We start from the raw sequence: 5,591 nt of genomic DNA on the forward strand, positions 1-5,591 counted from the left end.
CCAACGCCGTCCCGACCGCACCCATCGCGACCGAAGCCCAGTCACCACTCTCGATCGCCGACTTCAGATCATTCGCCGACTCCAACAGCGAAATCCCCGAATACGCCTTCGTCGAATCCTTCGTCTCCGCGACCAGCGGGTTGCTCACAGCAAAGCCTTCCTGCCGGCCTCAGGGGGCCGGATCACCAGGGGTTGTTGTCCTGCTCGTCCGGGTCGACCGGACCGCCGCGCCGCGGCGTCGAGCCCGGCGGTGCCGCGGCGCCACCGGCAGGCGGTGGCGTGGGCGGCGTCGGTGGCACGTCCGCGGGCGGTTGTTCGTCGGGTTCCTCCGGGTCCGGGAACCGCCCGCGCAGGTTGTCCAGCAGCGCCGTGCGGGTCTCCTGGTCCTCGTCGCCGAGGTGCGCGGTCATCACGCCCGCGACCTTGTCGGCGATGCCGGCCTGGGCCTTGCGCATCGTCGCCAGGATCGTCCGCGACAGCTCTTCCAGCGGGAACGACTTGATCTTGTTGCTGAAAGTCAGGTCCGTGACCGTGCCGTCGGCGCCGACGGTGACGTTGACCGCGCCGTCGCCGCTGCTCGCGGTGAGCCGAAGGCCCTCGGTCTCGGCCTGCGCCGCCTGGTACCGCTCCGCCTTCGCGGCGAACCCGGCGGCCCAGTCGTCCATCCGGCGGATGGTCTCCTCCGGGTCCCGCATCAGGTCGCCCAGGCCGTTGTTCGGGCCCGTCATGCCTTCACCTTCACTTCGGCGGTGCGCGGCGAGGCGGTGAGCTGCCGCTCGAACGGCTGCGCGTTGCCCTCTTCACCGTCGCGATAGGACTGCGCGGCGGTCTTGACGTTGTCCGCCAGCCCCCGCACGCCTTCGGACGACGCGTTCAGCGCGTCCTTCGCCTGCTCACCCGTCGGCCGGATGATCGGCGGGAGGAACGCGCACAGCAGCCCGTAGGCGTGGTCGGACATCGCCGTGTCGGCCGCGGAGGCCGCCGTGTTGAGGCGGTCCACGAGGCTTTCGACGTGGCTCGCGTGCGCGACCAGGTCGTCCGGTTCGACCTCGAACCCGGCGGCGGTCATGCGCTCACTTCCAATCCTGGTTCTTCCAGTCACCGATCACCGGAGGCGCGACCGCTTCTTCGCCCGCGAAGAAGTTCGGGTCGTCGCTCTCGAGGTAGTCGGCCGACTTGTGTTCCTTGTCGTCTTCCTTCTTGCCGCCGCGGGCACCGGCACCCATGCCGCCCATGCCCGGGCTGCCCGCGGCCCCGGCCTTGCCGGCCATGCCCGCGTTCCGCGCGGCGGCCGCTTCGGCCTCCGCGGCCGCGCCCGACGCGGCCCCTCCGCTGAGGTTGCCCGCACCGCGCACGCCCGCGCCACCGGCACCCGCGCCCGCACCGCCGCCGCCGATCCCGCCCAGGGACCCGCCGCCGCTGCCGCCACCGATACCGCCGAGCCGGCTCGCGATGCTCTCGCCGTTGATCCCGCCGCCGCGGCCGATGGTCGGCATCTTGACGCCGCCGGGCCCGGTACCGCCGCCGGGGATACCGCCCGTGGGCAGGCCGGTGATCGGGTCGATGCCGGGCGGGGTGAACCCGGGGATCGGGCTGCCGCCACGCGGGCCACCGCCCCCGGAGATGTCCGGGATGTTCGGGATCGACGGCGGTGTGTAGCCGGTGCCGCCGGGGCCGCCACCCGTCGGGATGCCGGACGGCGAGAAGCCGGACGTCGTCGTCGAATCACCGGAGTGCGGGATCGACGAGCCGGGGATGCCGGCGCCGGTGAAGCTGCCGCCACCGGGGATGTCGGGCGTCTCGAAGTTCGGCGGGGTGTAGCCCCCGCCGCCCCCGGACGCGGCCGGGATGCCCGCGCCGGAGAAGCCGGAGCCACCGGGACCCGAGCCCGGACCACCGCCACCGGGGATGCCACCGCCGGAGAAGCCCGAACCACCCGAGCCACCACCGGGAATGCCCGAACCACCCGGGCCGCCACCGGGGATGCCCGAGCCGGGCACGCCCGCGCCCGAGCCGCCGGGGCCGTTCACGCCGTCCAGGCCCCCGGTCGTGCCCTCCCCCGGGATCCGCGGCGAAGCCTGGTCCGTGCCGGTCCGCGCCATCAGCGGCTGGGCACCGCCCGCGCCGGCGCCGCCCGACGCCGGCGTGCCGGCCGTGCGCGCGGTCGCCGTGGCCGACGGGAGCTTCGGCGGGGCCGGGAACCGGGGCGTCGCGACCGCGGCGCCGATGGTCTCGTCGTAGGTCGTCATGATCTGCGCGGCGTGCCCCTGCGCGGCCTGCTGCGCCCGGTAGGTCTGCATGGCCTCGCCGGCCGCCGCCGCGTACTGCACCGGGTCGGTCATCGACATCAGGCGCTGGTTGGTGCTCTGCAGGTCGAACTGCACCGGCGGGTTCGCCGCCATCTGCCGCTGGGTCTCGTTGAGCGCCTGGGAGTGGATCTCCTGCTGCCGGCCGGCGAGGGTCGAGCCCTGCGCGGTCGCGCCCAGCCACTTGCCGACGCCGGCGAGGTGCTCGCGGACGGCGTCACCGGCGTCGCCCTGCCAGTTGCTGGTGCTCGCGTTGATCGCGTCGCCCAGGGTCTTCTGGTGCGTGCCCAGGTCGTTGCCGACCCGCACCCACTCCTCGGAGGTCTCCGCGACGGTCGCCGAGTCGGCGTCCGTCGTGATGGCCTGGTTCATCTGCTCGTGCGTCGCGTTGCTCCACAGGGTGCGCGGCGCGCCGCCGTTCTCCCGCATGGTGAGGCCCTCGTCGAGGCCGTGCTTGGCGTCGTCGAGGTGCTGCTCGTAGAGCTCCTGGATCTTCCTGTCGCGCAGCACCGGGTCGACGACCGGACCGAGCCAGCCGCGCCGGATCTCGTCGTCGACCTGCTTGGTCGCCATCTCGCGGATCTCGTCGCCCGAGGGCGAGTTGTCCGCGGTCAGCGGCCCGACGTAGTACTTGGACGACGAATCGGCCGTCACGTCGTAGAGCGGGCTGCGCGGGTTGTAGTCCGGGGACGACGGGTCCGACACGGACTCGGCGGTGGGTGCCACGGTCTCCCTCAGCTCTGGTCGGCGGTCGGGAGCGAGGTCAGCGTCGAGCGCGTGGTCTCTTCCCGGGTCTTGTAGTTCTTCTTGGCCAGCTTGATGGCCTCGATGTAGGTCGGGAACTCCTGCCGCGCGGCCTGGAGCTGGGTGAGCAGCCCGTGCTCGTCACCGGCGGTGTTCTGCATGTGCGCGGAGACCCATTGCCCGGTCGCGGTCCGGCTCATCGCCGGCGCGTCGTGCAGGCGCTGCAGCGCCGACCAGCGCGACTCGAGCGTCTCGAGGACGCCTTCGAGGGCCTCGATCAGCTGGTTGCCCGTGGTGTCGTCGATCGCGAAGCCGCCGGTCTGGGCGAGCCGCTTCAGCTGGGCACCGGCCAAGCCGATGCGGACCGCCGCCAGTGCCTTCGTCTCGGGGGTCGTCGCGGCCTGCAGCTGCGCCGTCGCCTGGAGCGCCTGGACGGCCGCCTCGGTCTGTTCCGTCATCAGAGGTGATCCTTCCCGGTCAGTAGACCGCCGCGATCGCGTCGCGGATCGCTCGGGCGAGGTCGGCCCGGCCGGCCGGTACGTACTCCGCCGTGAGTTCGCCGGCCTCGCCGGTCTTCGTGTGCACGAGGTAGCGGCCGTCGGCGGTGTCGAGCCAGCTCAGCGGTTCGCCCGCGAGCCGCTCGCCCCGCCGGCCCTGCGCGGTGACGGCGATGTGCCCGCCGCCGAGCCGCGGCTCGGCCAGGACCCGCTCGAGCACGGCGACGTCGGTCGGCTTCGGCGCCGGCGGCCGCCGGCCCGGCCGCACCACGGCCTTGACCTCGATCATCCCGAAGGCGTCGGTCTCTTCCTCGTCGAACTCCGCGTCCGCGATCCGCTTGGCCGTCATCGCCGAGACCTCACGACCGGCCGCGCGGTGCACGACGTGCCGCCCGGTGGTCGCCGCCGGGGCCAGGGGCAGCACGCCCGTGACGACCTCGACCAGCTCCTCGTCGGCGAAGAGCGAGAACAGCAGCTCGTCGTTGTCCGGTGCCTGCGTGATGCCGAGCGCCTGCGCGCCGTCGGTGACCACCAGCACGGCGACGTCGGCGCCGAGGCCGTCGATCCCGCTCACCGCAACCGAAACGCGCGGCTCGGCCAGCAGTTCGAACGCCGTCCGCACCCCGGGGTGCAGTTCGCCCGAAACCGAAAGCCGCCGCTCTTCCAAGGCGTCGTACACCTGGCGCGCGACCCGGACGAACCGCACCGGGTCGGCCGGGAGGTTCCCGGCGCGCAACGGGTAACGCCGCACGTCGCCGCCGGTCGCCTGGCCGACGACGAGGGCTTCGACGACCTCGAGGACGAACTCGAACCTGTCCGCCATTTCCCCTCGCTGCTCTGTGTGCTGCAAACTCAAGCCGTCAAACCCTCAAGCAACTTTCCTGCCGAAGGCTATCAGTGCCGGGTCACCCTGCGTCAGCACCGCCACGCGGGTGCCCGAAAGACCACTATCCCCGGGACTCGGGGGGCAAAAGCGGCCTGGGCCTGCGGTTCACCCGATCCGGTGCTGATGCACGCGCAGCTGCAAGGTGACCAGGTCAAGCAGGGGAACGGCGACCCCCAGAGCCCGGGCTCGCCCGGTGAGGTCGCCGAAGATCTGCTCCCCCTCGACCGGATGCCCGCCGAGCAGGTCGCGGTACAGCGAAGACCCGCCCATCCCCGGGTCGGTGACCGTTCTGCGCGTCGCCGCGAGGTCCGCGGCGGGCACCGGGTACCGGGCCGCTTCGGCGACGGCGGCCGCTTCCGCGACGACCGCCTCGGCGAACTCCGTCCCGCCGGGCACCGCGACGACGTCGCCGATGGTGCCGCGCATCAGGCTGTTGACGGCGCCGATCGCGGCGATGAACACCCATTTCGCCCACATGGCTTCGGTGATCCGCGCGTCGGGCGTGGCGGGGAAGCCGGCGTCGCGCAGGGCGGCGTCGACGTCGGCCAGCCGCGCGGGAGCGGGTTCGGTGCGGGCGCCGTAGTCGAGGCTCTGCAGGGGTCCGAGCCGCCGGATCGCGCCGTCGTCGTCGAGGGTGGTCTGCACCTTGGCGACGCCGCCGAGCACCGCGTCCCGGCCGAACCGCGCGTCGAGGGCGTCGAGGTGCGCGAGCCCGTTGAGGAACGGCAGGATCAGCGTGTCCGGGCCGACGGCGGGGGCGAAATCGTCGATGGCGTCGGCGAGGCCGGTCGCTTTGACCGCGACGAGCACGAGGTCGTAGGTCTCGTCGAGGGCGCCGGTCTCGACGAGCGCCGGTGCGAGCACGGTGTCCTCGCCGAGCCCGACGATCCGCAGCCCGCGGTCCCGCAGCAGTTTCGCGCGGCCGGGCCGCACGAGGAAGGTGACGTCCCGGCCCGCCTGCTGCAGCCGGCCGCCGAAGTACCCGCCGGTCGCGCCGGCCCCGACCACCAGAATCTTCAAGTCGCTCACGAGTTGCTCCTATGTCAAGCCGCTGTGGGGAGCGTGGTTGGTTGCTGGGTGGTGTCGTGGTGGAGGGTGTTGTAGACGGTGCGGGCGAGGCGTCGTTTGAGGGCGCGGAGTGCTTCCATGGTGGTGTCT

6 protein-coding genes are annotated in these 5,591 nt (G+C 72.8%); all 6 read right to left on the bottom strand.

What is annotated here, in order from left to right:
- Nucleotides 1-182 precede the first annotated feature (182 nt).
- Nucleotides 183-728, bottom strand: coding sequence for a YbaB/EbfC family nucleoid-associated protein (locus ACYVLJ_RS47850; protein WP_451987958.1), 546 nt, complete (start codon nucleotides 726-728; stop codon nucleotides 183-185).
- Complete coding sequence (locus ACYVLJ_RS47855; protein ID WP_451987960.1) at nucleotides 725-1,069, bottom strand: type VII secretion target; 345 nt, start codon at nucleotides 1,067-1,069, stop codon at nucleotides 725-727. The genes ACYVLJ_RS47850 and ACYVLJ_RS47855 overlap by 4 nt, the downstream gene beginning before the upstream one ends.
- 4 nt (nucleotides 1,070-1,073) lie before the next feature.
- On the bottom strand, nucleotides 1,074-3,032 hold the full coding sequence (locus tag ACYVLJ_RS47860; RefSeq protein ID WP_460443737.1) for a hypothetical protein: 1,959 nt from the start codon (nucleotides 3,030-3,032) through the stop codon (nucleotides 1,074-1,076).
- 8 nt (nucleotides 3,033-3,040) lie between these two features.
- Nucleotides 3,041-3,508 (bottom strand): hypothetical protein, encoded by a 468-nt coding sequence (locus ACYVLJ_RS47865; protein WP_460443738.1) that lies wholly within the window; start codon nucleotides 3,506-3,508, stop codon nucleotides 3,041-3,043.
- Between the two features lie 19 nt (nucleotides 3,509-3,527).
- Nucleotides 3,528-4,370, bottom strand: coding sequence for an ESX secretion-associated protein EspG (locus ACYVLJ_RS47870; RefSeq protein WP_451987966.1), 843 nt, complete (start codon nucleotides 4,368-4,370; stop codon nucleotides 3,528-3,530).
- A gap of 168 nt (nucleotides 4,371-4,538) precedes the next feature.
- Nucleotides 4,539-5,462, bottom strand: a complete 924-nt coding sequence (locus tag ACYVLJ_RS47875) for a 2-dehydropantoate 2-reductase (RefSeq protein WP_460443739.1) — start codon at nucleotides 5,460-5,462, stop codon at nucleotides 4,539-4,541.
- Between the last annotated feature and the right edge of the window lie 129 nt (nucleotides 5,463-5,591).

This window comes from Amycolatopsis stemonae (assembly GCF_054781455.1).

What these genes read in the sequence shown, in the direction of transcription:
- ACYVLJ_RS47850 (WP_451987958.1), bottom strand. Translation starts at nt 728, where the DNA reads ATGACGGGCCCGAACAACGGCCTGGGCGACCTGATGCGGGACCCGGAG.
- ACYVLJ_RS47865 (WP_460443738.1), bottom strand. Translation starts at nt 3,508, where the DNA reads ATGACGGAACAGACCGAGGCGGCCGTCCAGGCGCTCCAGGCGACGGCG.
- ACYVLJ_RS47870 (WP_451987966.1), bottom strand. Translation starts at nt 4,370, where the DNA reads ATGGCGGACAGGTTCGAGTTCGTCCTCGAGGTCGTCGAAGCCCTCGTC.
- ACYVLJ_RS47855 (WP_451987960.1), bottom strand. Translation starts at nt 1,069, where the DNA reads ATGACCGCCGCCGGGTTCGAGGTCGAACCGGACGACCTGGTCGCGCAC.